The sequence below is a fragment of the Burkholderia sp. AU15512 genome, from assembly GCF_002223325.1.
Lineage (GTDB): Bacteria > Pseudomonadota > Gammaproteobacteria > Burkholderiales > Burkholderiaceae > Burkholderia.
This window is the reverse complement of the sequence record NZ_NKEX01000003.1, coordinates 1,906,000-1,932,560: the sequence shown is the minus strand read 5'-3', so window position 1 is coordinate 1,932,560 and position 26,561 is coordinate 1,906,000. Positions and strand designations below refer to the sequence as shown.

At 66.8% G+C, this 26,561-nt stretch carries 23 protein-coding genes and 7 tRNA genes; 21 read left to right on the top strand and 9 right to left on the bottom strand.

What is annotated here, in order from left to right:
• Positions 1-37: 37 nt before the first annotated feature.
• From CFB43_RS11620 to CFB43_RS11610, 3 genes are all read left to right on the top strand, one after another.
• Positions 38-1,135, top strand: a complete 1,098-nt coding sequence (locus CFB43_RS11620) for an ABC transporter permease (protein ID WP_089495126.1) — start codon at positions 38-40, stop codon at positions 1,133-1,135.
• The gene (locus CFB43_RS11615) at positions 1,132-2,754 is read left to right on the top strand and encodes an ABC transporter ATP-binding protein (protein WP_089495125.1); all 1,623 of its coding nucleotides are present in this window, start codon (positions 1,132-1,134) and stop codon (positions 2,752-2,754) included. The genes CFB43_RS11620 and CFB43_RS11615 overlap by 4 nt, the downstream gene beginning before the upstream one ends.
• A gap of 128 nt (positions 2,755-2,882) precedes the next feature.
• A complete protein-coding gene (locus CFB43_RS11610) occupies positions 2,883-3,557 on the top strand; it encodes a C40 family peptidase (protein ID WP_089495124.1) in 675 nt (224 codons plus the stop codon).
• Between the two features lie 146 nt (positions 3,558-3,703).
• Here CFB43_RS11610 and CFB43_RS11605 read toward each other — a convergent pair whose 3' ends face one another.
• A complete protein-coding gene (locus CFB43_RS11605) occupies positions 3,704-4,618 on the bottom strand; it encodes a patatin-like phospholipase family protein (RefSeq protein ID WP_089495123.1) in 915 nt (304 codons plus the stop codon).
• Between the two features lie 279 nt (positions 4,619-4,897).
• Here CFB43_RS11605 and gltX point away from each other — a divergent pair, with 279 nt between their 5' ends.
• The 9 genes from gltX (at position 4,898) to CFB43_RS11560 (ending at position 8,285) form a co-directional block, all read left to right on the top strand.
• A complete protein-coding gene (gltX, locus tag CFB43_RS11600; protein WP_089495122.1) occupies positions 4,898-6,307 on the top strand; it encodes a glutamate--tRNA ligase in 1,410 nt (469 codons plus the stop codon).
• 128 nt (positions 6,308-6,435) lie between these two features.
• Positions 6,436-6,511: transfer RNA gene (locus CFB43_RS11595), tRNA-Ala, on the top strand.
• 138 nt (positions 6,512-6,649) lie between these two features.
• Positions 6,650-6,725 (top strand) — tRNA-Glu (locus CFB43_RS11590).
• A 79-nt stretch (positions 6,726-6,804) separates the two neighbouring features.
• Positions 6,805-6,881: transfer RNA gene (locus tag CFB43_RS11585), tRNA-Asp, on the top strand.
• Positions 6,882-6,944: 63 nt separating this feature from the next.
• Positions 6,945-7,020 (top strand) — tRNA-Glu (locus tag CFB43_RS11580).
• A 78-nt stretch (positions 7,021-7,098) separates the two neighbouring features.
• Positions 7,099-7,175 (top strand) — tRNA-Asp (locus tag CFB43_RS11575).
• Positions 7,176-7,241: 66 nt separating this feature from the next.
• Positions 7,242-7,317, top strand: a tRNA-Glu gene (locus CFB43_RS11570).
• A gap of 73 nt (positions 7,318-7,390) precedes the next feature.
• Positions 7,391-7,467, top strand: a tRNA-Asp gene (locus CFB43_RS11565).
• A 353-nt stretch (positions 7,468-7,820) separates the two neighbouring features.
• A complete protein-coding gene (locus CFB43_RS11560) occupies positions 7,821-8,285 on the top strand; it encodes a GNAT family N-acetyltransferase (protein ID WP_027787064.1) in 465 nt (154 codons plus the stop codon).
• Positions 8,286-8,311: 26 nt separating this feature from the next.
• Here CFB43_RS11560 and CFB43_RS11555 read toward each other — a convergent pair whose 3' ends face one another.
• Positions 8,312-9,187: an AraC family transcriptional regulator gene (locus tag CFB43_RS11555; protein ID WP_089495311.1), complete on the bottom strand. Its 876-nt coding sequence runs from the start codon at positions 9,185-9,187 to the stop codon at positions 8,312-8,314.
• Positions 9,188-9,445: 258 nt separating this feature from the next.
• Here CFB43_RS11555 and CFB43_RS11550 point away from each other — a divergent pair, with 258 nt between their 5' ends.
• Complete coding sequence (locus CFB43_RS11550) at positions 9,446-9,859, top strand: gamma-glutamylcyclotransferase family protein (RefSeq protein WP_089495121.1); 414 nt, start codon at positions 9,446-9,448, stop codon at positions 9,857-9,859.
• Between the two features lie 134 nt (positions 9,860-9,993).
• Here CFB43_RS11550 and aceB read toward each other — a convergent pair whose 3' ends face one another.
• Together aceB and CFB43_RS11540 are read right to left on the bottom strand one after the other, a co-directional pair.
• Positions 9,994-11,586 (bottom strand): malate synthase A, encoded by a 1,593-nt coding sequence (aceB, locus tag CFB43_RS11545; RefSeq protein ID WP_089495120.1) that lies wholly within the window; start codon positions 11,584-11,586, stop codon positions 9,994-9,996.
• Positions 11,587-11,653: 67 nt separating this feature from the next.
• A complete protein-coding gene (locus tag CFB43_RS11540; RefSeq protein ID WP_011352491.1) occupies positions 11,654-12,415 on the bottom strand; it encodes a haloacid dehalogenase type II in 762 nt (253 codons plus the stop codon).
• Positions 12,416-12,569: 154 nt separating this feature from the next.
• Here CFB43_RS11540 and CFB43_RS11535 point away from each other — a divergent pair, with 154 nt between their 5' ends.
• Both CFB43_RS11535 and CFB43_RS11530 read left to right on the top strand, forming a co-directional pair.
• On the top strand, positions 12,570-13,475 hold the full coding sequence (locus CFB43_RS11535) for a LysR family transcriptional regulator (protein ID WP_089495119.1): 906 nt from the start codon (positions 12,570-12,572) through the stop codon (positions 13,473-13,475).
• 159 nt (positions 13,476-13,634) lie between these two features.
• The gene (locus CFB43_RS11530) at positions 13,635-14,069 is read left to right on the top strand and encodes a universal stress protein (protein WP_031399397.1); all 435 of its coding nucleotides are present in this window, start codon (positions 13,635-13,637) and stop codon (positions 14,067-14,069) included.
• A gap of 199 nt (positions 14,070-14,268) precedes the next feature.
• On the opposite strand, the gene aceA is transcribed toward CFB43_RS11530, so the two are convergent.
• From aceA to CFB43_RS11515, 3 genes are all read right to left on the bottom strand, one after another.
• The gene (aceA, locus tag CFB43_RS11525) at positions 14,269-15,576 is read right to left on the bottom strand and encodes an isocitrate lyase (protein WP_089456438.1); all 1,308 of its coding nucleotides are present in this window, start codon (positions 15,574-15,576) and stop codon (positions 14,269-14,271) included.
• 411 nt (positions 15,577-15,987) lie between these two features.
• Positions 15,988-17,538, bottom strand: a complete 1,551-nt coding sequence (locus tag CFB43_RS11520; protein WP_089495118.1) for a DEAD/DEAH box helicase — start codon at positions 17,536-17,538, stop codon at positions 15,988-15,990.
• Positions 17,539-17,896: 358 nt separating this feature from the next.
• Complete coding sequence (locus CFB43_RS11515) at positions 17,897-18,166, bottom strand: acyl-CoA-binding protein (RefSeq protein ID WP_011352486.1); 270 nt, start codon at positions 18,164-18,166, stop codon at positions 17,897-17,899.
• A 148-nt stretch (positions 18,167-18,314) separates the two neighbouring features.
• On the opposite strand from CFB43_RS11515, the gene tsaB reads away from it, so the two are divergent.
• Genes tsaB through CFB43_RS11495 form a run of 4 tightly spaced genes read left to right on the top strand, consistent with a single transcriptional unit; the run spans position 18,315 to position 21,565 of the window.
• Entirely contained in the window at positions 18,315-19,082 is a 768-nt protein-coding gene (gene tsaB, locus CFB43_RS11510) for a tRNA (adenosine(37)-N6)-threonylcarbamoyltransferase complex dimerization subunit type 1 TsaB (RefSeq protein ID WP_089495117.1), read from the top strand.
• Entirely contained in the window at positions 19,079-19,579 is a 501-nt protein-coding gene (rimI, locus tag CFB43_RS11505) for a ribosomal protein S18-alanine N-acetyltransferase (protein WP_089495116.1), read from the top strand. Before tsaB ends, rimI begins: the two co-directional genes overlap by 4 nt.
• A complete protein-coding gene (locus tag CFB43_RS11500) occupies positions 19,566-20,603 on the top strand; it encodes a uracil-DNA glycosylase (protein ID WP_089495115.1) in 1,038 nt (345 codons plus the stop codon). The genes rimI and CFB43_RS11500 overlap by 14 nt, the downstream gene beginning before the upstream one ends.
• Complete coding sequence (locus CFB43_RS11495) at positions 20,600-21,565, top strand: DUF1853 family protein (RefSeq protein ID WP_089495114.1); 966 nt, start codon at positions 20,600-20,602, stop codon at positions 21,563-21,565. The genes CFB43_RS11500 and CFB43_RS11495 overlap by 4 nt, the downstream gene beginning before the upstream one ends.
• A gap of 18 nt (positions 21,566-21,583) precedes the next feature.
• On the opposite strand, the gene thiD is transcribed toward CFB43_RS11495, so the two are convergent.
• The gene (thiD, locus tag CFB43_RS11490; RefSeq protein WP_089425702.1) at positions 21,584-22,393 is read right to left on the bottom strand and encodes a bifunctional hydroxymethylpyrimidine kinase/phosphomethylpyrimidine kinase; all 810 of its coding nucleotides are present in this window, start codon (positions 22,391-22,393) and stop codon (positions 21,584-21,586) included.
• Positions 22,394-22,451: 58 nt separating this feature from the next.
• Entirely contained in the window at positions 22,452-23,759 is a 1,308-nt protein-coding gene (gene lplT / locus CFB43_RS11485) for a lysophospholipid transporter LplT (RefSeq protein ID WP_089440452.1), read from the bottom strand.
• A 218-nt stretch (positions 23,760-23,977) separates the two neighbouring features.
• Between lplT and alr the strand changes: the two genes are divergently transcribed.
• The gene (gene alr, locus CFB43_RS11480) at positions 23,978-25,048 is read left to right on the top strand and encodes an alanine racemase (RefSeq protein ID WP_089473110.1); all 1,071 of its coding nucleotides are present in this window, start codon (positions 23,978-23,980) and stop codon (positions 25,046-25,048) included.
• An 11-nt stretch (positions 25,049-25,059) separates the two neighbouring features.
• Entirely contained in the window at positions 25,060-26,436 is a 1,377-nt protein-coding gene (radA, locus tag CFB43_RS11475; protein WP_089456623.1) for a DNA repair protein RadA, read from the top strand.
• Positions 26,437-26,561: the final 125 nt, after the last annotated feature.

Sequence of the window (26,561 nt, the reverse complement as noted above, 5' to 3'; positions counted from 1 at the left end):
CCGTCTGCATGCCCGGCGTCACCGGGCGAGGTGCGCGATGAACCGGGCCGTCGTGTCCTCCCGCATCGACGCGGCGCGCGCCCGCGTGTCGCCGTCGCCCGCGCGCCGCGTATGGCAGCGCTTCCGGCAGCAACGCCTCGGCTACTGGAGCTTCGTGATCTTTTTCGTGGCGTTCGCCGTGAGCGTGGCGGCGCCGCTGTGGTCGAACGACAAGCCGCTCGTCGTGCGTTACGACGGCCAGACCTATTTCCCGCTGTTCCACGCGTATCCGGAGACGACCTTCGGCGGCGACTTCCCGACGCCGGCCGACTATCTCGATCCATACGTGCGCAAGCGGCTCGAGGCGCCCGGCAACTTCGTCGTCTACCCGCCGAACCGCTACTACTACGACACGCTGAACTATTTCTCGAACGTGCCGAACCCCGCGCCGCCGTCGCGTGCGAACTGGCTCGGCACCGACGCGCAGGGGCGCGACCTGCTCGCGCGGCTCGTGTACGGGTTCCGCGTGTCGGTCGAGTTCGGGCTGATCCTGACCGTGATCGGCACGCTGCTCGGGATCGCCGCGGGCGCCGTGCAGGGCTTCTTCGGCGGGCGCATCGACATCGTCGGGCAGCGGCTGATCGAGATCTGGAGTTCGCTGCCCGAGCTGTACCTGCTGATCATCTTCGCGTCGATCTTCGAGCCGAGCTTCCTGCTGCTGATCGTGCTGCTGTCGCTGTTCGGCTGGATCGGGCTCGCCGACTACGTGCGCGCGGAATTCCTGCGCAACCGCACGCAGGACTACGTGCGCGCGGCGCGCGCGATGGGCCTCACGAACTGGCAGATCATCTGGCGCCACGTGCTGCCGAACAGTCTCACGCCGGTGATCACGTTCCTGCCGTTCCGGATGAGCGGCTCGATCCTCGCGCTCACGAGCCTCGATTTCCTCGGGCTCGGCGTGCCGCCGCCGACCCCGAGCCTCGGCGAGCTGCTCGCGCAGGGCAAGGGCAACCTCGACGCGTGGTGGATCTCGCTGTCGACCTTCGGCGTGCTGGTCGCGACGCTGCTGCTGCTGACCTTCATGGGCGATGCGCTGCGCAACGCACTCGACACGCGGATTGCCGATTCGGTGCGCGCGGCGGGAGGCCAGCGATGAGCGAACCGGTCGTATCGACGCAGCGCGAGCCGCTGCTGGCGCTCGAGCATCTGCACGTGCGCTTCGGCGACACGGTCGCGGTGGACGACGTGACGCTCGCGATCGGCCGCGGCGAGCGCGTCGCGCTGGTCGGCGAGTCGGGGTCGGGCAAGAGCGTGACCGCGCTGTCGATCCTGCGGCTGTTGCGCGACGCGGACGTGAGCGGCACGATCCGCTTTGCCGGGCAGGACCTGACGGCCAAGAGCGAGCGCGAGATGCGCGGGTTGCGCGGCTCGGACATCGCGATGATCTTCCAGGAGCCGATGACCGCGCTCAACCCGCTGTATACGATCGGCGTGCAGATCGGCGAGACGATCGTGCTGCACGACGGCGTCTCGGCGGTCGAGGCGCGCAAGCGCGCGATCGCGTTGCTTGCGCGCACGGGCATCGCGGAGCCGGAGAAGCGCGTCGACAGCTATCCGCACCAGTTGTCGGGCGGCCAGCGCCAGCGCGCGATGATCGCGATGGCGCTCGCCTGCCGGCCGCGGCTGCTGCTGGCCGACGAGCCGACCACCGCGCTCGACGTGACGATCCGCGCGCAGATCGTCGACCTGCTGCTGGAATTGCAGCGCGAGGAGGCGGAAAAGCGCGGCATGGCGATCCTGCTGATCACGCACGACCTGAATCTCGTGCGGCACTTCGCGGATCGTGTCGCGGTGATGGAGCACGGCCGGCTCGTCGAGAGCGGGCCCGTCGAACGGATCTTCGCGGAACCCGAGCATCCGTACACGCAGCGGCTCTTGAACAGCCGGCCGCAACGCGCGGTCACGCCGGTGATGCCGATCGCGCCCGTCGTGCTCGACGCGCAGCACGTGAGCGTGCAGTTCGCACGCAAGCGGCCGGGCATCGCGGGCTGGTTCGGCTCGGTGCCGGTGACGGCCGTAGCCGACGTGTCGGTGTCGGTGCGGCAGGGCGAGACGCTCGGCATCGTCGGCGAATCGGGGTCGGGAAAGTCGACGCTCGCGATGGCGCTGCTCGGCCTGCAGAAGACGGCCGGCGGCACGATCGAATTCCAGGGGCGCGCGCTGTCGACCTATCGCGGCCGCGAACAGACCGCGCTGCGCTCGAACATGCAGGTCGTCTTTCAGGATCCGTTCAGTTCGCTTTCGCCGCGTCACACGATCGAGCGGATCGTCGGCGAGGGGCTCGAGCTGCATCGCCCGGACATGACGCCCGACGCGCGGCGTGAGAAGTCGCTCGCGGTGCTGCGCGAAGTCGGCCTCGACCGCACGGTGCTGCACCGTTATCCGCACGAATTCTCGGGCGGGCAGCGCCAGCGGATCGCGATCGCGCGGGCGCTGGTGCTGGAGCCGCGCATCCTGATCCTCGACGAGCCGACGTCCGCGCTCGACGTGTCGATCCAGCAGCAGGTGCTGAAACTGCTCGCGAATTTGCAACAGAAATACAACCTCGGCTATGTCTTCATCAGCCATGACCTCGAGGTGATCGGGGCGATGGCGCACCGCGTCGCGGTGATGCAGGACGGGGCTGTCGTCGAGTCGGGAGAAGTGGCCGACATCTTCGCCAGGCCGTCACATCCTTACACACAAAAGCTGTTGAAAGCGGTCTGGAAAGCGTGATAGGCGGCCAATGGTCTGACTATCTCGATTGTATTTATTAATTTGTTTTGACAAACGATTACGCGCTGGCTAGTATCGACCGAAATTTTCCGCCAATCAGCTGATTTTTAAGCACATTCCATCGACCAATGCAGCATCGATCCCTGACCCAGGCATGCGCGCGCACCATCGCCGGGCTGTTCATCGGCGCCCTGTTCGCAGCAGCACCCGGCGCGTTCGCCGACGAAGTCAGCAGTTTTAACCAGAATGTCACGAATTCGACGCAGAGCGCGTCGAATGCCTCCCTCCAGCAGACCAGCGCGCAGCCGTCGAGCGGCGGCGCGAAGTCGTTCCTCGCGGGCATGGCCGGCAAGGCAGGCGATGTGGTCGTCGGTGCGCTGAACATGATCGGCGTGCGTTATCGCTGGGGCGGTAACTCGCCGGATTCGGGCCTCGACTGCAGCGGCTTCGTGCGCTACGTGTTCCAGGACACCCTCGGCATGTCGCTGCCGCGTCGTGCGGAAGAGATGAGCCGCGTCGGCGAGAAGGTGAGCATGAGCAACCTCAAGCCGGGCGATCTCGTGTTCTTCAACACGATGCGCCGTACGTTCTCGCACGTCGGCATCTACATCGGCGACAACAAGTTCGTGCACTCGCCGTCGACGGGCAGCACCATCCGCGTCGACGATCTCGACAGCGGCTACTGGGAAAAGCGTTTCACCGGCGCGCGCCGGCTCGAATCGGAGTTCCCGATGAAGCCGGAAGACCTGCGTCAGCGCGTGCGCGCGACGATCGGCGACGATTCCGCGAACGGCAACAACTGACGTTCGACGGCCGGTCCGGCCGGATCGAAAAAAACCCTGTCACCGAAAGGCGGCAGGGTTTTTTGTTTTGGGGCGGTGCGAACGGCGGGCTGAAAACCGTCGCGCCGTCGGCGGGCCGGCGCGCGCCGGCCTGTGCATCGCGTGCGTTACGCGGCCGCCACGCCGCGTGCTGCCGCGAGCTTGCGCTGCAGTTCCGGCATGATGCGCGCGACGGCTTCCTCGCCCGCGAGAATCGCCGCGTTGCGCTGGTTGAAGTCGCTGCCGCCCATCGCGTTGAGGTTCGGGCGAATCACGACGTCCGCGTACTTGTCGAGCTCGTAGGTCTTGATCGTCTGGCCCATGATCGTGAAGGTCTGCAGCAGCATCTCGATCGGGTTGTTGGTTGCCGCGCCGTCCGGCCGGGACGAGATGTCGACCGCGATCACGAAGCTCGCGCCCATCTTGCGCGCATACGACGCCGGCACCGGGCTCACGAGGCCGCCATCCACATACTCGCGGTTGCCGATCTTCACCGGCTCGAACACCGACGGCACGCTGCACGATGCACGCACCGCGAGCCCCGTATTGCCTTGCTGGAACAGGATCGGCTGGCCGTTTTGCAGATCGGTCGCGACGATGCCGAGCGGCTTCGCCATCTTCTCGATCGGCCGGTTGTTGAGTGTCTTGTTCAGGAAGTTCTGCAGCGCCACGCCTTGCAGCAACCCGCGCGAGCGGAATGGCAGCGCCCAGTCGCTGATCGCCGCCTGGTCCATGTCGAGCGCGATCTTGTTGATCTGAAGGGCGCTCATGCCCGATGCATAGAGTGCGCCGACCACCGAGCCCGCGCTCGTGCCCGCGACGATCTCGATCGGGATGCCGCGCGCCTCGAGCGCCTTCAGCACGCCGATGTGCGAGAAGCCGCGCGCGGCGCCGCCGCCGAGGGCGATGCCGATCTTCACCGGCTTTTCCTGTGGCAGTGTGGCGCCGGGGCGGGATTTGTCGCCGAACGACGTGCAGGCGGCGAGGCTGGCGGACGCGGCGGCGATCGTGAAGTGGCGGCGCGACAGGCGAGGGGACGACATCGAATGGTTCTCCGGCGGCTTGGCGGCGGGTGTCACGGCCCGCGGCGGCGATAGGTTCCGAGCGGCCGCGCAGCGGTTCCGTGCGGCCGGCGCCGCGCCGGCTGGCGGCCGCGGCGCGCACATCATAAAGCAAGCGGCGCGCTTGGCGCGATGTCCGGCGCGAGTATAATTCCGGCTTCTTTCCCGTTCCGGGCGTCGCCGGCCCCGTTGCTGTCCGGGCTGCCGCCGTCGATCCCGCGTCGAATCATTCATGCGCCCCAGGCGTTCGAGTTACCGTTTATGACCCGTCCTGTCCGTACCCGCTTCGCGCCGAGCCCCACCGGCTTCATCCACCTCGGCAACATCCGCTCCGCGCTCTATCCGTGGGCGTTCGCCCGCAAGATGAAGGGCACGTTCGTGCTGCGCATCGAGGATACCGACGTCGAGCGTTCGTCGCAGGAAGCGGTCGACGCGATCCTCGAAGGGATGCAATGGCTCGGCCTGGATTTCGACGAAGGCCCGATCTACCAGATGCAGCGGATGGACCGCTATCGCGAGGTGCTTGCGCAGATGCTCGAGAAGGGCCTCGCGTACTCGTGCTACATGTCGGCCGAGGAGCTCGACGCGCTGCGCGAACGCCAGCGCGAGGCCGGCCTGAAGCCGCGCTACGACGGCACGTGGCGTCCGGAGCCCGGCAAGGTGCTGCCGGAGCCGCCGGCCGGCGTGAAGCCGGTGCTGCGTTTCCGCAATCCGTTGACCGGCACGGTCGTGTGGGACGACGCGGTGAAGGGGCGTGTCGAGATCTCGAACGAGGAGCTCGACGACCTCGTGATCGCGCGCCCGGACGGCACGCCGATCTACAACTTCTGCGTGGTGGTGGACGACATGGACATGGGCATCACGCACGTGATCCGTGGCGACGACCACGTGAACAACACGCCGCGCCAGATCAACATCCTGAATGCGCTCGGCGGCGAGCCGCCCGTCTATGCGCACCTGCCGACCGTGCTGAACGAGCAGGGCGAGAAGATGAGCAAGCGGCATGGCGCGATGAGCGTGATGGCGTATCGCGACGCGGGCTTCCTGCCTGAAGCCGTCGTCAACTATCTCGCGCGCCTCGGCTGGTCGCACGGCGACGCCGAGATCTTCTCGCGCGAGCAGTTCGTCGAATGGTTCGATCTCGAGCATCTCGGCAAGTCGCCCGCGCAGTACGACCACAGCAAGCTGAGCTGGCTGAACGCGCATTACATCAAGGAAGCCGACAACGCGCGCCTCGCCGAGCTGGCGAAGCCGTTCCTCTCCGCCCTCGGCATCGACGATGCGGCGATCGCGACGGGCCCTGCGCTCGAAGCGGTGGTCGGGCTGATGAAGGATCGTGCGACGACGGTCAAGGAGATCGCGGAAGGCGCCGCGATGTTCTATCGTGTGCCGGCACCGGAAGCCGACGCGCTCGCGCAGCACGTGACCGATGCGGTGCGTCCGGCGCTGGCCGATCTCGTCGCGGCGCTGAAGGCGGCCGACTGGACGAAGGAGGCCGTGTCCGCCGCGTTGAAGTCGACGCTCGGCACGCACAAGCTGAAGATGCCGCAACTGGCGATGCCGGTGCGTCTGCTGGTGGCGGGTACGACGCATACGCCGTCGATCGATGCGGTGCTCGTGCTGTTCGGCCGCGATGTCGTGGTGTCGCGCATCGAGGCGGCGCTGGCCTGAGGTTCGGGGGCGAGCGAAGCTGCCCGTGCGTGACATCGCGGCAGCTTCGCAAAAAATTCCGTTCGAATCGCAAAAAGGGTATTTACAAGTTCGAAGTAGCTCCATATAATCTCATTTCTGTTCTGCAAGGGGGTATAGCTCAGCTGGGAGAGCGCTTGCATGGCATGCAAGAGGTCAGCGGTTCGATCCCGCTTACCTCCACCATCAGAACAAGCTGAGTTGATTTGCGAAGCACGGGTAGTAATAAATGCTTCACAAAATGATTTAAAGCAGTTAGAATTTCGGCCTTCGCTGTTGATTGAAAAGTGAATAGCGAAAGTCAGACAGATCTGAAAAGATTTTGTCCCCTTCGTCTAGAGGCCTAGGACATCACCCTTTCACGGTGAGTACAGGGGTTCGAATCCCCTAGGGGACGCCAGATTCAGCGGCGTTTCGTAGAAATGTCGCAACGCTTGCAGGAACGTAACCGACGTCCTGCGGGTGAGGGTAAGAAAGCTGGAGCGGTAGTTCAGTCGGTTAGAATACCGGCCTGTCACGCCGGGGGTCGCGGGTTCGAGTCCCGTCCGCTCCGCCAGAACGAAGCCCGTTCAAGACGTTTTTGAGCGGGCTTTTGTATTAAGGATGTAAGCAGTACGTTGTCCCCTTCGTCTAGAGGCCTAGGACATCACCCTTTCACGGTGAGTACAGGGGTTCGAATCCCCTAGGGGACGCCAGATTCAGCGGCGTTTCATCGAAGTGTCGCAACACCTGCAGGAACGTGACGATGTCCTGCAGGTGCGAGCAAGAAAGCTGGAGCGGTAGTTCAGTTGGTTAGAATACCGGCCTGTCACGCCGGGGGTCGCGGGTTCGAGCCCCGTCCGCTCCGCCAGAACGAAGCCCGTTCAAAGAACGATTTTTGAACGGGCTTTTGCATTAAAGATGTAAGCAGTACGTTGTCCCCTTCGTCTAGAGGCCTAGGACATCACCCTTTCACGGTGAGTACAGGGGTTCGAATCCCCTAGGGGACGCCAGATTTCGGCGTCGTTCGAACAAACGATGCGCCGGCAGGAAGCAACCGACGCCTGCCAGGCAAGTAGCAAGACTGGAGCGGTAGTTCAGTCGGTTAGAATACCGGCCTGTCACGCCGGGGGTCGCGGGTTCGAGTCCCGTCCGCTCCGCCAAAAAAATGAAGAAGCCCGCCTTGTGCGGGCTTTTTCATTTGCGTTTCCGGCTGTGCCCGCTTGCGGGCGCATGACTGCGGAGTGGAGGAAGCTGCCTGCGCAGCTTCCGGCGGGACTCGAAGGGCTGCGCTTGCAAGCGCAGCCGCGGCCTGCAGGATGTAGGCGAGTCCCGTCCGCTCCGCCAAAAAAATGAAGAAGCCCGCCTTGTGCGGGCTTTTTCATTTGCGTTTCCGGTTGCGCCCGCTGGCCGCGTAACCTCCGGTCATCCGGTGTCGAGCCGCTACGAGAAATCCGCGATTGCATCCGCACGCGACTGCGCTATCGTGGCGGGATGCGTTCTTGACCCCTGCGCGATGCTCGATCCGACCGACCTGCGACTCCTGTATCAGCTCCGGCCCGCGGAGGCTGGCGATTTTCCGTTTGCCGAAGCGCTGACGCACGGCAACATGGGCGGTTACTACAAGCGCCATGGGCTCGTGTGGCGCAGCGACCTGTTCTACGCGAGCTGGCGCGAATCCGAGAACTTCATCCTCGAGGCCGACGGCGAGCGCATCGGCGTGCTGCGCGTGACCGAGGAGGGCGACTCGCTGCACATCCGCGACGTGCAGATCGCGGCCGGTCATCGCGGGCAGGGCGCCGGCACCTACATGCTCGACATGTCGCACCGCTGGGCGCGTGCGCGCGGGCTGCACGAACTGCAACTGCGCGTGTTCGTCGACAATCCGGCCGCGCGTCTCTACCTGCGCATGGGCTATCAGGTTGCTGGGTCGCGGCTCGCGCAACTGGGCTCGATCCGCCACATGGTGCGACCTGTCTGAAGTCCTGACGACCTGAAGCGACGCGTTCAGCGGGCAGCGTCGATCGCGTCATCGTCCGGCATTTCGTCGTCCGCGCGGCTGCCTTCCGGGCCGCGGTGCTCGTAGCCGCGCAGCATGAATGCGCGCGGGCTTTCGCCGAATGCACGCCTGAACATCGCCGAAAACGCGCTCTGGCTCTGGTAGCCGAGTTCGCGCGCGATATGCGACAGCGGGCGCCCCTGGTTCAGCAGCGGAATGGCCCGCGCCAGCAGCGCCTGCTGGCGCCACTGCGAAAAGCTCACCCCCAGTTCCTGCTTGAAGAGCCGCGAAATCGTGCGCGTGCTGGCGCCGACCTCGCCGGCCCAATGCTCGAGCGACTCCGCGTGGGCCGGATGCGCGAGGACCGATTCGCACAGCATGCGCAGCCTTTTTTCGTCGGGCATCGGCACCGCGAGCGGCAGCGGCTCGGCGTGACTCAGCTCGTCGAGCACGAGCCCGCACAGCAGGCGCTCGCGCGTGGTGCTCAGGTCGCGCGCGTCGAGTGCGACGATCAGTTCGCGCAGGAGTCCCGTCACTTCGACGACGCGGCACGCGTCGAGCCCGTCCGGCACGATCGACTCGTCGATATACAGCGTGCGCAGATACGCCTCTTCGACGATCACGACCTCGTGCGTCACGCGCGGCGGCACCCAGATCGCGCGGGATGGCGGCACCATCCAGGTCGTGCCGGTCGTCGCGACGCGCAGCACGCCGCGCGACGCGTACGCGAGCTGCGCCCACGCGTGCGTATGCAGCGGGATGCGGTGCCCGGTATCGACCTGCCGCGCGCGCACGCGCATCGGATGGACGGCGGTCGGCGCGAATTCGGGCGGAATGTCGATGACGTACGGGTTCGGTACGTCGGCTTGGAACGGCGGGTTCATGGACGATTCGGGCAGCGCGGCGGCGATGTCGTTATTGTAGAAGGCGCCGCGAAAGTGCACGCGGCGGTTTGTCGGGCGATCATGCCGCGTTCAAATGAACTTTGTGTGGGGCTCCGGCGATTTCCGGACTGCCCCGGGGCCGCGCGCGCTGGCGGGTTCGAACCATTCGGCCGGTATCGTGGTCTATCGATGCGCGGGCGGTTTCGCCACGAATCGCGTGCGAACACGACAACATACGAATCAAAGAGGAGAACCACGATGCGCTACGTATTCGTCTACGGCACCTTGAGAAACGGGGAGGCCAACGACATCGACCACGCGGCCGCCCGGCACGGGATTGCCGCGCCGACGCTGCTCGGCGCCGCCGCGCTGCCGGGCGAACTGTACGATTTCGGTACGTATCCGGGAATGATTGCCGGGTCGGCCGGCAAGTCGCTGGTATGGGGCGACGTCTACGAGGTCGACGACCGGCTCGTTCCCGTGCTCGACGAGATCGAGCGCGTGTATCCGGGCGTCGACTCGCTGTTCAAGCCGGAAGACGTGACCGTCGAGCTCGGCGGCCGGCAGTACGCCTGCCTTTACTATCCGGTCGCCGCGCACGCGATTGCCGGGCGTCCGCGCATCGCGTCAGGCGACTGGGTTCAGCACCGGCGCGAGCGGGAAGCGGTGTGACGGGTTGTGCGGCAGCCGCGGTAGCGGATCCTGTCGCAAAAGAAGAAGCGCCCCTCGGGGCGCTTTTTTGATGCCGTCATCGCACGCGACCGACGCCGACGCAGGGTCGGCCCCGGTCGAGGCGCGCAACTACGTCAGATTTCCTCGTACAGCGGCAGCGTCAGGAATTCGGTGAAGCCTTCCGACGTCGACATCTGCTCGAAGATCGCCGCGGCGCGCTCGTACGGCTGCGTGTTGCCGCCGACCGAGCGCTTCACGTTGTCGAGTTCGGCCTTCGAAAGTTCACGCACGAGTTCGGCGGTGACCTTGCGACCGTCGTCGAGCGCGCCCTTCGGCGAGCGGATCCATTGCCACACCTGCGAACGGGAGATTTCGGCCGTAGCCGCGTCTTCCATCAGGTTGTGGATCGGCACGCACCCGTTGCCGTCGAGCCATGCGCCGAGGTAGTGGATGCCGACGTTGATGTTGTTGCGCAGGCCGGCTTCGGTGATCGGCGCTTCCGGCTGGAAGTCGAGCAGGTTCTTGCCTTCGACCTGCACGTCGTCGCGCTGCTTCGCGATCTGGTTCGGCTTGTCGCCGAGCACCTTGACGAACTCTTCCATCGCGATCGGCACGAGGCCCGGGTGGGCCACCCAGCCGCCGTCGTAGCCGTCGGTCGCGTCGCGCTGCTTGTCCGAGCGCACGCCGCCCATCGCCTTGTCGTTCGCTTCCGGATCGTTCTTGATCGGGATCAGCGCGCTCATCCCGCCGATCGCCGGCGCATTGCGCTTGTGGCAGGTCTTCAGCAGCAGCAGCGCGTACGCGCGCATGAACGGCACCGTCATCGTGATCTTCGAACGCTCGGCGAGGCAGAAGTCGCGGTCGTTCTTGAACTTCTTGATGGCCGAGAAGATGTAGTCCCAGCGGCCGGCGTTCAGGCCCGAGCTGTGTTCGCGCAGTTCGTACAGGATTTCGTCCATCTCGAACGCGGCGAGGATCGTCTCGATCAGCACCGTCGCGCGGATCGTGCCGCGCGGCACGCCGACGCCTTCCTGCGCGGCGACGAAGATGTCGTTCCACAGGCGCGCTTCGAGATGGCTTTCCATCTTCGGCAGGTAGAAGTACGGGCCCGAGCCGCGCGCGAGCAGTTCCTTCGCGTTGTGGAACAGGAACAGCGCGAAATCGAAGATGCCGCCGGACACGCGCTGGCCGTCGACCGTCACGTGCTTCTCGTCGAGGTGCCAGCCGCGCGGACGCACGATCAGCGTCGCGACCTTGTCGTTCAGCCGGTACGACTTGCCGTTCTGCTCGAGCGAGATCGTGCGGCGCACCGCGTCCTTCAGGTTGATCTGGCCGTCGATCTGGTTCGTCCAGCTCGGCGCGTTCGAATCCTCGAAGTCCGTCATGTACGAATCGGCGCCCGAGTTCAGCGCGTTGATGATCATCTTGCGCTCGACGGGGCCCGTGATCTCGACACGGCGGCATTGCAGGTCGGCCGGCAGCGGCGCGACCTTCCAGTCGCCTTCGCGGATCGCCTTCGTCTCGGCCAGGAAGTCGGGGCGCTCGCCCGCGTCGAGGCGTTTCGTGCGCTCGACGCGCGCCTGCAGCAGCGCCTGGCGGCGCGGCTCGAACGTGCGGTGCAGCGCGGCAACGAGTGCGAGCGCTTCGGGCGTCAGGATTGCTTCGTAACCCGGCTTGATTTCGCCGGTGATCGCCATGCCTTGCGGCAGCGTGATCGGGGTGCTCATGAGTCTCATCTCCTTGGTCGGTCAGTTGCGGTTTCGGTGAAGGGGGAAGGCGGCAGCGCTGCGAACGTCATGCACCCGGGCTGGGGCGCGTGCGGTTTGCGGGTCTGCCGGACGGAGCCGGGGTGGCGAGGAATGCGAGCAGGTCGGCCATGCCGGTGCCGGTGCCGTCGGGCGGCGCGCCGAGTTCCTCGGCGGGCGCGCCCGTGCGGTTGAGCCAGAACGTCGTGTAGCCGAACCAGACGGCGCCGGCGACGTCCCACGCGTTCGACGACACGAACACGATGCCGCGCCGGTTCGGTCCGAACGCGTCGGTGCCGAGCGCGTAGGCGGCGGGGCTCGGCTTGTACGCGCGTACGGTGTCGGCGGACAGCACGCGATCGAACAGCCCGGACATGCCGGCGCTCTTGATCGCGATGTCGAGCATCTGCGGCGTGCCGTTCGACAGGATCCCGAGTGGCGGGCGCGGATCGAGCGCGCGCAGCTTGCGCAGCGCCGGCACCGTATCGGGATAGGTGGACAGGCACGCGTATTCGTCCATCAGCCGCTTCTCGGCCGCGCTGTTCAGCGCGAGCCCGAGCCGACGCGCGGCGAAGCGCAGCGCGTCGAGCGTGATGTCCCGGAACGGGCGATAGCGGGCGCCGGCCGGATCGGCGAGCGTGCGCAGTTGCGAGTATTCGATTTGCTTGCGTCGCCACAACTGCGACAACCGTTCCCCGTGACCGGGAAACATCTGCTCCGCCGCGGCCAGGACCGCACGCACGTCGAACAACGTGCCGAATGCGTCGAAGAGGATTGCGTCGGGAGAGGAGAGTGTCGTTGTGGCCGACATAGCCTTGCGCTCCAGTTTCAGAGGTCAGGTGAATTCTATTCGTGATCGTATGTGCTAAAAAAGACGCTAAACATCACTTGATCTTTTACTTTCATCTACCTAATCTTGAGCGGTTTAAGCTATTTGAAGGGCAGCGGAGCCGCCCCCGCGAGTCATGGACCGATTCAAGCAGATCGAAACGTTCGCCGCGGTCGCGGCAAAGGGCAGCCTGTCGGCGGCCGCGCACGCGGAAGGGGTCGCGCCGGCGATCATCGGCCGCCGGCTCGACGCGCTCGAGGAGCGGCTTGGCGTGAAGCTGCTGGTGCGCACGACGCGCAAGCTCACGCTGACGTTCGAGGGCTCGGCGTTCCTCGAGGATTGCCAGCGTGTCATCAACGACATGCAGAACGCGGAGGCGAGCGTGTCCGCCGGCGGCGTCAAGGCGAGCGGCCACCTGCGCATCTCGGCGCCGGCCGGCTTCGGCCGGCGGCACGTCGCGCCGCTCGTGCCCGAATTCAGCGTCGGGCATCCGGATGTCTCGGTCACGCTCGACCTGTCCGACCGGATGGTCGACCTCGTCAACGAGGGGTTCGATTGCGCGGTGCGGCTCGGCGAGCTGCCCGACTCGTCGCTCGTGTCGCTGAAGCTCGGCGAGAACCGTCGCGTGTGCGTCGCTTCGCCCGCGTATTTGGCTCGACGCGGCACGCCGGTCACGCTTGCCGAGCTGGCGCGGCACAACTGCCTCGCGCTCGCGGCAAACGCGAACCAGCAACGCGGCTGGGTGTTCCAGGAGGACGACAAGGTCGTGTCGATCCGCGTGAACGGCACGATGGAGTGCTCGGACGGTGCGGTGCTGCACGAGTGGTGCCTCGAAGGCCACGGCCTGGCGTGGCGCTCGTGGTGGGAGGTCGGCGAGGACATCGCGGCCGGCCGGCTCGTCAGCGTGCTCGACGCATTCGCCGCCCCGCCGATCGGCATCCACGCGGTGTTTCCGCAACGTCGGCATCTGCCGCTGCGCGTGCGGCTGTTTCTCGATTACCTGAAGCACACGTACGAGCGGCCCGGTTATTGGGGCGAGTAGGCGGCGGCCAGCCGCGCGTTTCCGATATGAGGGCGAACCCGCTGCGCGGCCCGGCCGCGTGTTTTCACGTCCTACAATCGAAACAGGCATGCCCCACGCGACGCAGCCGGACCGCCCGGACGTGCGGCGCGCGGAGTGCGATTGACGAAGGAGGGCGCGATGTTCCGGCACATCCTCGTTCCAACCGACGGTTCCGAACTGTCGCAGAAGGCGATCGACGGCGCGATCGACCTGGCGCGCGCGGTCGGTGCGCGGGTCACGGCCTACGCGTGCCTGCCGCAGTATCCGTACTCGCCGTTTTCCGAAGTGATCATCGAGCCGCCCGCCGATTTCCGGGCGCGCAGCGAGCGCGAGGCGCGTGCGCACCTCGACGAGGTCGAATCGGCCGCGAAGGCGGCCGGCGTCGATTGCGACACCTGGACGAGCGTGCATCCGTCGCCGTATCTCGGCATCATCGAGGCGGCCGAACGCGGCGGCTGCGACGTGATCTTCATGGCGTCCCACGGACGCCGCGGGCTCGGCAGCTTGCTGATCGGCAGCGAGACGCAGCGCGTGCTGACCCATACGAAAATTCCGGTGATCGTGTATCGGTAGGGCGGCGCCCTGGAAAAAGGGCGCGCCGGACGGAGCCGGCGCGCGTCGTTGCTGGCGGCCCGCAGGCCGCGCGGCCGGTCGCGCGATCGGTATCGCGCGCCTGCCGTCTCCTCCCTGATTGTTGTTCGGTGGCCGATGCCGCGCCGTCGCGAGACGGGGCGGGCATCGGCATGACGCGTGGCGCGTCGTGCTTTGCGGCTTACGCGACCTTCTTGCCGTCGAAGAACTGCTCGTCTTCGGTCGAGCCGTGCAGCGCGGTGGTCGATGCTTCGCGCTCGACCGTCTGCGTCACGGCGTCGAAGTAGCCGGTGCCGACTTCGCGCTGGTGCTTGACCGCCGTGAAGCCCTTGTCCGCTGCCGCGAACTCGGCCTGCTGCAGTTCGACGAACGCGCTCATCTGCGTGCGGGCATAGCCGTGCGCGAGGTTGAACATCGAGTAGTTCAGCGCATGGAAGCCGGCCAGCGTGATGAACTGGAACTTGTAGCCCATCGCGCCGAGCTCCTTCTGGAACTTCGCGATCGTCGCGTCGTCGAGGTTCTTCTTCCAGTTGAACGACGGCGAGCAGTTGTACGACAGCAGCTTGCCCGGGAACTGCTTGTGGATCGCTTCCGCGAACTTCTTCGCGTACTCGAGATCCGGCTTGCCCGTTTCGCACCAGACCAGGTCGGCGTACGGCGCGTACGCGAGACCGCGCGAGATCGCCTGCTCGATGCCCGGCTTCGTGCGGAAGAAGCCTTCCACCGTGCGCTCGCCCGTCAGGAACGGCTTGTCGTTGTCGTCGACGTCGGACGTGATCAGGTCGGCTGCTTCCGCGTCGGTGCGGGCGACCAGCACGGTCGACGTGCCCATCACGTCGGCCGCGAGACGCGCAGCCGACAGCTTCGCGACGGCCTCGCGCGTCGGCACGAGCACCTTGCCGCCCATGTGGCCGCACTTCTTCACCGAAGCGAGCTGGTCCTCGAAGTGCACGCCCGACGCGCCGGCTTCGATCATCGCCTTCATCAGTTCGAACGCGTTCAGCACGCCGCCGAAACCGGCTTCCGCGTCGGCGACGATCGGTGCGAAGAAGTCGACATAGCCTTCGTCGCCCGGGTTCTTGCCTTCCGACCACTGGATCTGGTCGGCGCGCGTCAGCGTGTTGTTGATGCGCTTCACGACGAGCGGCACCGAGTTTGCCGGGTACAGCGACTGGTCCGGGTACATTTCGCCCGCGACGTTCGCGTCGCCGGCCACTTGCCAGCCGGACAGGTAGATCGCCTTCAGGCCGGCCTTCACCTGCTGCATCGCCTGGTTGCCGGTCAGTGCGCCGAGTGCGTTGACGAACGGCTCGTTGTTGACGAGGCTCCACAGTTTTTCCGCACCGCGCTTGGCGAGCGTGTGCTCGATCGGGATCGAACCACGCAGGCGGACGACGTCTTCAGCCGAGTAGCTGCGCTTGATGCCCTTCCAGCGCGGATCGGTTTCCCATTGCTGTTGCAGTTCCTGTGCCTGTTGCTGTCGCGACATGATGAGCTCCTTGATGCGGTGCGATGCCTGATGGGTTGACTCTGACGGTGTTGAGGCTGTTCTCGAAGCCGGGAGCGGTGTGTTCCGGTTCGTGAGGTCTTGTATAAGAGTCTAGGCAAATCGACTGGAGCAGGACAGGGGGCCGGCTGATGAGTGGGGTAAAATTTTAGTTGTTTTAAATCAATATCTTGAAACCATAATTTCGAGATAAGAAATGCTTTTTCCCATCCCGCAATCGCCCGGGTTGTGCCGCGCAGCATGATTTTTTACGACACAAAAAAATTTTCCGCATCGTGAAATGTGGGGCGGGGCGAAAAAAAACCGGCGCGGATGCGCCGGTTGGCTGGATGGGCAGGGCGGTTATCCGCGGGCCTGCCCTCCGGAGGGCGGCAGATGGCCGCCCGTGCGTCCTTACGACGCGGAGTTGCTGCGACGCGGGCCGCCGCTGCGCTGGCCGTCGCGACGCGGGCCGCCGTCACGGCTGCCGCCCGGCTTGCCGCTCCAGCCGCCGCCATTGCCGCCGCCGTAGCTGCGGCCGTTGCCGTTACCGTTGCCGCCATAACCGCCGCCCGGCTTGCCGCCGAAACGACGACCGCCGTTACCGCCGCCCGGACGGCCGCGGCCACCGGTGCCGCCGTTGCGCGGGGGCGCCTTGCGCGGCTCGAAGCCTTCGATCACGTTGACCGGCAGCGGCGCGCGCACGAAACGCTCGATGCGCTTGAGCGCGCCTTGCTCGGCGTGGTGCACGAGGCTCACGGCCGTGCCCGAACGGCCTGCACGGCCCGTACGGCCGATACGGTGCACGTAGTCTTCCGCGAACTTCGGCAGGTCGTAGTTGAACACGTGCGTGATGCCCGGGATGTCGATGCCGCGTGCCGCGACGTCGGTGGCCACCAGCACGCGCACACGGCGCTCGCGCAGCGCACGGATCGTGCGGTTACGCGCGCCCTGCGGCAGGTCGCCGTGCAGCGCGGCCGATTCGAAGCCTGCGTCGGCGAGACGGCCGGCGAGCTGGTCGGCGTCGATCTTGGTCGCCGTGAAGATGATCGCCTGGTCGAGCGCGTCGTCGCGCAGCAGGTGATCGAGCAGGCGATCCTTGTGGTCGCGGTCGTCGACGTAGTGCACGGTCTGCGCGATGTTCGCGCGCGACTCGAGGCGCTGCTGGATCTCGATGCGTTCCGGATCCTTCAGCAGGCGGCTCGTCAGCGAACCGATCTTGCCGTCGAGCGTGGCCGAGAACAGCATCGTCTGGCGCGACTCGGGCGTGGCGGCGACGATCGTTTCGATGTCGTCGATGAAGCCCATGTCGAGCATGCGGTCGGCTTCGTCCAGCACGAGCATCTTCAGCTCGGACAGGTCGATGCGGCCGCGCTCGAGGTGGTCGAGCAGACGGCCCGGCGTGGCAACCAGGATTTCCGGGTTCTTCGCGAGCAGCATCAGCTGCTGGCCGTAGGCGACGCCGCCGAGGATGCTGACCGTGCGCAGGCGCTTCAGGTGCTTGCCGTAGGTCGTTGCGGCCGTGGTGACCTGCATCGCGAGTTCACGGGTCGGCGTCAGCACGAGCAGGCCCGGGCGCGCGACGGGTTGCGGGCGGCGCGCGCGGCGGTCGCCCTGGTTCGGTTCGCGCGGCGCGCGCGGTTGCTGCGCCTGCGCCTTCTGGAGCTGCGCGAAACGTTCGATCGCGGGCAGCATGAATGCGGCGGTCTTGCCCGAACCGGTCGGGCTCGAGACCAGCAGGTCACGGCCGGCGATGCCGGCCGGAATCGCGCGCTGCTGGACCGGCGTCGGCTTCACATAGCCGGCGGCCTGCAGCGCGGAGACGATCTCCGGCGACAACCCGAGCGACGCGAAGTTCGGCTCGTCCGACGCCGGTTCGACCGCGGCCGGTGCGGCGGCGTCGTCGAGACCGAGCGCCTGGTCGGCGATCGCGTTGAGCGGGCTGGAGTTGATGCTCGAAGTCATAACAATCCTTGAAACACAGTGGGTGAAACGTCGGCGCCAATCGCGCATACCCAAGTCGTCGGATTCAGCGAGCAAATCGGGAAACGGGTGCAATCCGCCGAACCGTCGGCGGATGAGGCATTAGAAGCTGTTTTGGGTGCGGCGCGCTTCTGGAGCGAGGCCGCCAGCCTAGTTGACGACCGCAAGGGTCGAAGCAGGAGGGGACAGGTTCTAAACCGGATTGGAGCTTAACGCTACGAGGCGTCAGGCCGGAACGGCTTGCGAGCCGAGCGCGGAAGATGACGCAGGCAGCATTATAAAGAGATTTGCTGCGCTGCGCCACTGATTTGATTGCCTATTGCGGCAGGGGGCGATTCGGTCAGGAAGCCGTGCCGTTCTTCAGCGATTCGACGAGTTCGATGTACTGCTGCTTCGCCGCATCCTGCGACGTGCCCTTCAGCGCATCCCAGGCGTCGTACTTGTATTTGCCGACGATGTCGGTGAAGCCCGGCTTGTCGCCATGGGCATCGCCGTCGGTCGCCTGCTTGAAGAGTGCGTACAGGCGCAGCAGGGTCAGGTTGCCCGGACGTTCCGTCAGTTGCTTGACATCGATCTGGGCCTGGTCGAATTGGGCGGTGAGTTCGCTCATCGGGTGTCTCCGTAAGGGTTTCAGGTCGGGCGATCTTAACAAGCGGACCGCCGCGCGGGGTCGAGCGATCCTTCCAAACCGCCCCCCGGTGCGGCGCACACGCACGGATCGGGCCCGATCGCCCGTGGGAGCGGGGCGCCGCATTACAATGTCGCCCATGACGCAAACAGTGCTCCTCGCCATCGATACGTCGACCGAATACTGCTCGGTCGCGCTGCTGCGCTCGGCCCATGCCGATGACGCCGTTTTCACCCCGCAAACCTGGGTTCGCCACGAGCTGACGGGCGCCGTGTCGAGCACGCGCGTGCTGCCGGCCATCCAGGACCTTTTCGCCGAATCGGGACTGACACTCGCCGATTGCGACGCGATCGCGTTCGGCGCAGGCCCCGGCTCATTCACGGGCCTGCGTACCGCGACGGGCATCACCCAGGGTCTCGCGTTCGGGCGCGGGCTGCCGGTCGTGCCGATCGGCACGCTGCTCGCGTGCGCCGAGCACGCGCGGCTGCGCGCGCCTGGCACGACCCGCGTGCTGGCCGCGCTGGACGCACGGATGGATGAAGCCTACTGGGCGGATTTCGCGTGGGACGACAGCACCGGCGACTGGCGCACACTGCATCCGGCTTCGCTCGACGCGCCGGGCGCCGTCGGCGTGCCCGATGTGCCGTTCACGCTTGCGGGCAATGCGGCCGCCGCGTTCGGCGCGCAGTTGCCGGCTGCGGCGCGCGCGGCCGTGATCGACGGCGACGCGATGCCGCACGCGCTGGCGGTCGCCCATGCCGCCCTGCGTGCGTTCCGCGCCGGCCGTGCGGTGCCCGCCGATCAGGCCGCGCCGGAGTACGTGCGCGACAAGGTCGCGCAGACCACTGCCGAGCGCGTCGCGGCACGTGCCGCGCAGACGGGCGGAGCGAAGGGATGACGGGCGTACTGCTGAGCGACCGCTATCTGGCGCCGATGACGGATGCCGATCTCGACGAGGTCGTCGCGATCGAGCACGTCGCGTACGAATTCCCGTGGAGCCGCGGCAACTTCGAGGATTCGTTGCGCAACGGCTATCTGGGCGTGTGCCTGCGGCACGTGACGGGTTCGTTGATCGGCTATTGCGTGCTGATGCCCGTGGTCGACGAGATGCACCTGCTGAACCTGTGCGTCGCGCCGGCCGCGCAGTGCGCGGGCGCGGGCCTGGCGCTGCTGCGCGAGGCCGTGCGCATTACGCGCGCGGAAGGGCTCGATGGCGTGCTGCTCGAGGTGCGGCCGTCCAATCCGCGCGCGATCCATCTGTACGAGCGTTTCGGCTTCTTGACGATCGGCCGGCGCAAGAATTATTACCCGGCGAAGCATCGCAGCCGGGAGGACGCGATCGTGATGCGTCTGACGCTGAACAAGGACGAAGGGGACGCGCATGGCATGGGCTGAAGCGGCGCTCGAGGAAATGGGCCTCGCGCAGATCTGGGTGCGGCGCGGGCAAGGCGCGGATGCAGGCACGAACGAGGGCGCGGCAGCCGAAGCGCACGCCGCCGCGCAACCCGGTGCGGTGGACGCCGCACCGGCCGTCGCGACCGAGCGGCCTGCGCGCACCGTGCGTACGCCGGTGCAGGACGACGCACCGCCCGCAGCGGCGCGGAGCGTCGATGCTTCGCCCGCTCGCGAGCCGGCCGACGCCCCGTCGCGCCGCGTCGACGACGGCGATCGCGCGCCTGCACCGGTTACACCGGTCGCGTCGATCGACACGATGCCGCCGATGGACGACATGCCGCCTGCCGGACCCGACGATTTCGCGTGGTTCGATGCGGCGCCGCCGGGCGATCCCGTGCCGATGGCCGAAGCGCGTCCCGTCGGTACGCCGGTTGCCGCGCTCGACTGGGATGCGCTGGCCGCGCGCGTGGCCGACTGCACGCTGTGCGGTCTGTGCGAGAAGCGGACCAACACCGTGTTCGGCGTCGGCGACCGCGAAGCGGACTGGATGCTGATCGGCGAAGCGCCGGGCGAGAACGAGGACAAGCAGGGCGAGCCGTTCGTCGGCCAGGCCGGCAAGCTGCTCGACAACATGCTGCATTCGCTGTCGCTCAAGCGCGGCGACAACGTGTACATCGCGAACGTGATCAAGTGCCGGCCGCCCGGCAACCGCAATCCGGAGCCGGACGAGGTCGCGAGCTGCGAGCCATATCTGCAGCGCCAGGTCGCGCTCGTGAAGCCGAAGCTGATCGTCGCGCTCGGCCGCTTCGCCGCGCAGACGCTGCTGAAGACGGACGCGAGCATTGCGTCGCTGCGCGGCCGCGCGCATGCGTACGAAGGTGTGCCGGTGATCGTGACCTACCATCCGGCGTACCTGTTGCGTAGCCTGCAGGACAAGTCGAAGGCGTGGGCCGACCTGTGCCTCGCGCGCGACACGTTCCGGCGTGCAGAGGGCGGCGACGCGAACGGGCCGGCCGGGCAATGACGACCGGCGCGGCGTACGCATTCGTCGATACGCTGCACGACGTCGCGGTTCGGGATCTGGGCTGGCTGCTGGCCAGCCCGAGCCTGCTGACCGCGGTGCCGGACGCGCCGCTGGCGCGCCCGTGGCCGGATGCAGCGGGACAGTCGGCCGTCGAAGCATGGCTCGCCGCGCTCGATGCGCAGCCCGAGCCGCTGCATCGCGCGCTCGACGGTTTCCGGCCCACCCGGCTCGGCCGCTACGCCGAATGCCTGCTCGAGTATTTCCTGACGCACGGGCCGTCGCTGCGGCTCGTCGCGGCCAATCTGCCGCTGCGCAGCAACGGCAAGACGCTCGGCGAAGTCGATTTTCTCGTCGATGCACCGGACGGGCAGCGCCTGCACTGGGAACTCGCGGTGAAGTGCTACCTGTGCGCGCCGGTGCAAGCCGGCGCATCGCTTGCCGATTTCGTCGGCCCCAACCTCGTCGACCGGTTCGACCGCAAGCGCACTCGGTTACTCGAGCATCAGCTGCGGCTCGGCGATCGCGACGGGTTTGCGCGGCTCGGCTACGGTGCGCCGTCCGATGCGCAGATGTTCATCAAGGGCTGGTTGTTCTATCCGCACGGCGCACCGTTGCCGCCGGTGTCCGCGGAAATCGCGCCGGATCACCCGCACGGTTTCTGGCTGACTCACGCGCAGTGGCCGGCCTGGGCGGCCGCGCAGGGTGCCGGCGTTGCCTGGAGCGTGTTGCCGCGGCTTGCGTGGTTAGCGCCGCGACGGGCTGCCGCCGATAGCGGATTCGAACCCGACACGCTGGCGGCCACGCTGGAACTGCCGCCGGTATTGATGACGCGCGAGGCGCCCGCGCTGATCGGCATCCATGAAAAGGGCAGTGACGGCACGTGGCGCGAAACGGCGCGCGGCTTCGTCGTGCCGGACGACTGGCCGGTGCGCGCCCAGGCGTTCGCGGCGCAGGAGCACTGACGCCGCGTCAGCCGGCGTTCACCACCAGCGGTGGAAGTGATGGACGGGGCCGACGCCGTGGCCGACGTCGAGGTGGCCGCTCGCGGCGATCGCGCCGGTCAGGTAGGTCTTGGCTTCGCGCACCGCGCTTTCGAGGTCGGGCTGCTGCGGCAGCAGCGCGGCGATCGCCGACGACAGCGTGCAGCCGGTACCGTGCGTGTTGCTGACCGGCACGCGTGCGCCGTCGAGCCGCACGGTGCGGGTCGCTTCGACGAGCCAGTCGGGGCTCGCGGACGCGTCCGGCAGGTGGCCGCCTTTCATCAGCACGGCGCGCGCCCCCGTCTGTAACAGTGCCTGACCTTGCCGGACCATGTCGTCTTCGGTGGTGGCGGGCACATCGTTCAGCAGCGCGGCCGCTTCGGGCAGGTTCGGCGTCACGACCGTCGCGAGCGGCAGCAGCGCATCGCGCAACGCGTCGACGGCATCGGGTGCGAGCAGCGCGTGCGAGCTCTTCGAGATCATCACCGTGTCGAGCACGACGAAGCGCGGCGCGTAACGGCGCAGCGCGTCGGCCACCGCGTGCACGATCGCCGCGTTCGCGAGCATCCCGATCTTGACCGCGTCGATGCGGATGTCGCCGAACACCGCGTCGAGTTGCGCGGTCACGAACGCCGCGTCCGGCGCATGCACACCCGTCACGCCGCGCGTGTTCTGCGCGGTCAGCGCGGTGATCACGCTCGCGCCATACGCGCCGAGCGCGGAAAAGGTCTTCAGGTCGGCCTGGATGCCTGCACCGCCGCCCGAATCGGAGCCGGCGATCGTCAGGATGTTGGGTATCGGGTGCGTCATGAGGGCAACGCGCCGGTTCGAGGACCGGCGCTGGCGGACGGAAACGGGAAGTGTAGCGTCAGTGCCGCGATTCGCCGATCAGCGCGACCGAGTCGAACTGGCGCTGGTTTGCCTGGTGACGACGCATCACGAGCCACATCGTCAGGCAGACGAACGTGCCGAACAGCACGATCACGACGCCGACCGGCACGTCGAGCCACACGAGCACCGCGTACAGGCACAGCATCACGAGCACCGACAGGTTCTCGTTGAAGTTCTGCACCGCGATCGAGTGGCCGGCCGACAGCAGCACGTGGCCGCGATGCTGCAGCAGCGCGTTCATCGGAACGACGAAGTAGCCGGACAACGCGCCGACGCACATCAGGAAGATGTACGCGATGATCAGGTACACGGGCATGCGCAGGTGGCCGAAGTGCACGGCCCAGTGCGACGGGAACAGGTCGCGCGTGTAGAACGCCATCAGCATCACCGCGATGCCCATGATGATGCCGACGGGCAGCACGGTCAGCGACTTCTTCAACGGAATTCGGGCGGCGGCGGCGATGGCGCCGGCCGCGACGCCGACGGCGACCACGGCCTGCAGGATCGCGCCTTCCGACAGCGACATGCCGAGCGACACTTCAGCCCACTTCAGCACGATGAACTGCAGCGTCGCGCCCGCGCCCCAGAACAGCGTCGTGACCGCCAGCGAGATCTGGCCGAGCTTGTCGCGCCACAGCACCATGAAGCAGTCGGCGAAATCCGTGAGGAGCTTGACCGGGCCGCGTTCCTGCTTCGGGTAGCGGGCGCCCGTATCGGGGATGCGGAGGTTGAACAGCGCGGCGATCACGTAGATCGCCATGATGATCGCCATCGCCGCCTCGGCGGGCGTGCCGATCCAGGCGGGCGTGTGCGCGATCACGTGCGACGCGATGTGCGGGCTGATCAGCGCACCGCCCAGCACGGTGCCGAGGATGATCGAGCTGACGGTCGTGCCTTCGATCCAGCCGTTTGCGGCGACCAGCCGGTCGGCCGGCAGCAGCTCGGTGAGGATGCCGTATTTCGCGGGCGAGTAGGCCGCCGCGCCGAACCCGACGATCCCGTACGCGATCAACGGATGGGCGCCGAACAGCATGATCATGCAGCCGACGACCTTGATCGAGTTGGTGATGAACATCACGCGGCCCTTCGGGCGCGAATCCGCGAAGGCGCCGACATAGGCCGCCAGCACCACATAGGACAACACGAAGAACAGCTTCAACAGCGGTGTCATCCAGTTGGGGGCGTGGAGGTCTTTCAGCAGGGCGATGGCGGCGATGAGGAGCGCATTGTCGGCCAGCGACGAGAAAAACTGCGCGGCCATGATGGTGTAAAAACCTTTTTTCATCTGATGCGATGCTTTCGTCGCTGCGGCAGGGCCGCGTAGGCCGCCTGGTGTGCGATCGGCTTATTCCGTTCGAAATGGGTTGTGCGCACGGCTTTATAACATGAAAATACGCCAATTCGGACTAGCAAGATTCCCCGATCGTTCCGCAAATTGTCGGCTTCAGTGCTCAAAAGGCGCGGTAAGCTGATGATTCGCAAGCGTCTTTACGTAAATTTCCCATGCCGCGCCCGATCTCCGCCACCATCCATACCGCCGCTCTCGCGAACAATCTCTCCGTCGTCCGCCGCTTTGCCGGCCCGTCCAAGGTCTGGGCGGTCGTCAAGGCCAACGCGTACGGTCACGGTCTCGCGCGTGTGTTTCCCGGCCTGCGCGGCACCGACGGCTTCGGGCTGCTCGACCTCGACGAGGCCGTCAAGCTGCGCGAGCTCGGCTGGGCCGGCCCGATCCTGCTGCTCGAAGGGTTCTTCCGCTCGACCGACATCGACGTGATCGACCGCTACAGCCTGACGACGACTGTCCACAACGACGAGCAGATGCGGATGCTGGAAACGGCGCGGCTGTCGAAGCCCGTCAACGTGCAGCTCAAGATGAACAGCGGGATGAACCGGCTCGGCTACCTGCCGGAAAAATACCGTGCCGCATGGGAGCGCGCCCGCGCGTGCCCCGGCATCGGCCAGATCACGTTGATGACCCATTTTTCGGATGCGGACAACGAGCGCGGCGTCGCCGAGCAGCTCGCGACGTTCGAGCGCGGCGCGGAAAGCATTGCCGGCGCGCGCAGCCTCGCGAACTCCGCTGCCGTGCTGTGGCATCCGGATACCCACTTCGACTGGGTGCGCCCGGGGATCGTGTTGTACGGCGCGTCGCCGTCCGGGCTGTCGTCCGACATCGCCGATACCGGGCTGAAGCCCGCGATGACGCTCGCATCCGAGCTGATCGCGGTGCAGACGATCGGGAAGGGCCAGGCCATCGGCTATGGCTCGACGTTCTCCGCGCAGGCGCCGATGCGGATCGGCGTGGTCGCGTGCGGTTACGCGGACGGCTATCCGCGGGTCGCGCCCGAAGGCACGCCGGTGATCGTCGACGGCATCCGCACGCGGATCGTCGGTCGCGTATCGATGGACATGATCACCGTCGACCTGACCCCGTGCCCGCAGGCCGGTGTCGGCGCGCGCGTCGAGCTGTGGGGCAACGCACTGCCGATCGACGACGTCGCCCGCCATTGCGGCACGATCGGCTACGAGCTGATGTGCGCGGTCGCCGGCCGCGTGCCCGTGCGCGCGGAATAAGGGCGTTGCGCGTGGCCAAACAGAAAACCGTATACGTCTGCAGCGAGTGCGGCGGACAGACCCCCAAGTGGCAGGGGCAATGCCCGTCGTGCCAGGCCTGGAACACGCTGGTTGAATCGGCCGCCGAATCGCCGTCGGCACACCGATTCCAGTCGCTCGCGAAGCGGGCGCCCGTCCAGCGTCTCGTCGACATCGAAGCGGCCGACGTGCCGCGCTTCTCGACCGGCATCGGCGAATTCGATCGCGTGCTCGGCGGCGGGCTGGTTCCGGGCGGCGTCGTGCTGATCGGCGGCGATCCGGGCATCGGCAAGTCGACGCTGCTGCTGCAGTCGCTCGCGGACATCGCGAGCGAGCGGCGCGCGCTTTATATCAGCGGCGAGGAATCGGCCGCGCAGATCGCGTTGCGCGCGCAACGGCTTGCGCTGCTCGACGGCGGTGCTCCGGCGGATGAGCTGAAGCTGCTCGCCGAGATCCAGCTCGAGAAGATCCAGGCCGCGATCGACACGGAACGGCCGGACGTGGCCGTGATCGACTCGATCCAGACCGTCTATTCGGAAGCGCTCACGTCGGCGCCGGGCTCGGTCGCGCAGGTGCGCGAGTGCGCGGCGCAGCTCACGCGTATCGCGAAGCAGTCGGGCACCGCGATCATCATGGTCGGGCACGTGACCAAGGAAGGCAACCTGGCCGGCCCGCGCGTGCTCGAGCACATCGTCGACACGGTGCTGTACTTCGAAGGCGATACGCATTCGTCGTTCCGGCTCGTGCGCGCGTTCAAGAACCGCTTCGGCGCGGTTAACGAGCTCGGGGTGTTCGCAATGACCGAGCGCGGGCTGCGCGGCGTGGCCAATCCGTCCGCACTGTTTCTGTCGCAGCACGAGCAGGTCGTGCCCGGCTCGTGCGTGCTCGTCACGCAGGAGGGCACGCGCCCGCTGCTCGTCGAAATCCAGGCGCTCGTCGATACAGCGCACGTGCCGAACCCGCGCCGGCTCGCGGTCGGCCTCGAGCAGAACCGGCTCGCGATGCTGCTCGCGGTGCTGCACCGGCACGCGGGCATCGCGGCCTTCGACCAGGACGTGTTCCTCAATGCCGTGGGCGGCGTGAAGATCACCGAGCCGGCCGCCGACCTGGCGGTGCTGCTGGCGATCCATTCGTCGATGCGCAACAAGGCGCTGCCGAAGGGGCTGATCGTGTTCGGTGAAGTCGGGCTGGCGGGCGAGATCCGGCCGTCCCCGCGCGGGCAGGAACGGCTGCGCGAGGCGGCGAAGCTCGGTTTCACGTCCGCGCTGATTCCGAAGGCGAACGCACCGAAGCAGCCGATCGAAGGGCTGAACGTGATGGCCGTCGATCGGCTCGAACAGGCGATCGACCGTGTGCGCGATCTCGAGTGACCGTCCGTCAGGCGCCCGGGCCATGCGTGCGGGCGATCTGTCACGTAATTCGCTGTAAAGAAGATGTAGGGTTATGTAACCCGACGGACATCGCTTTTCCCTATCCTTTGCCGGATTGTCGAACC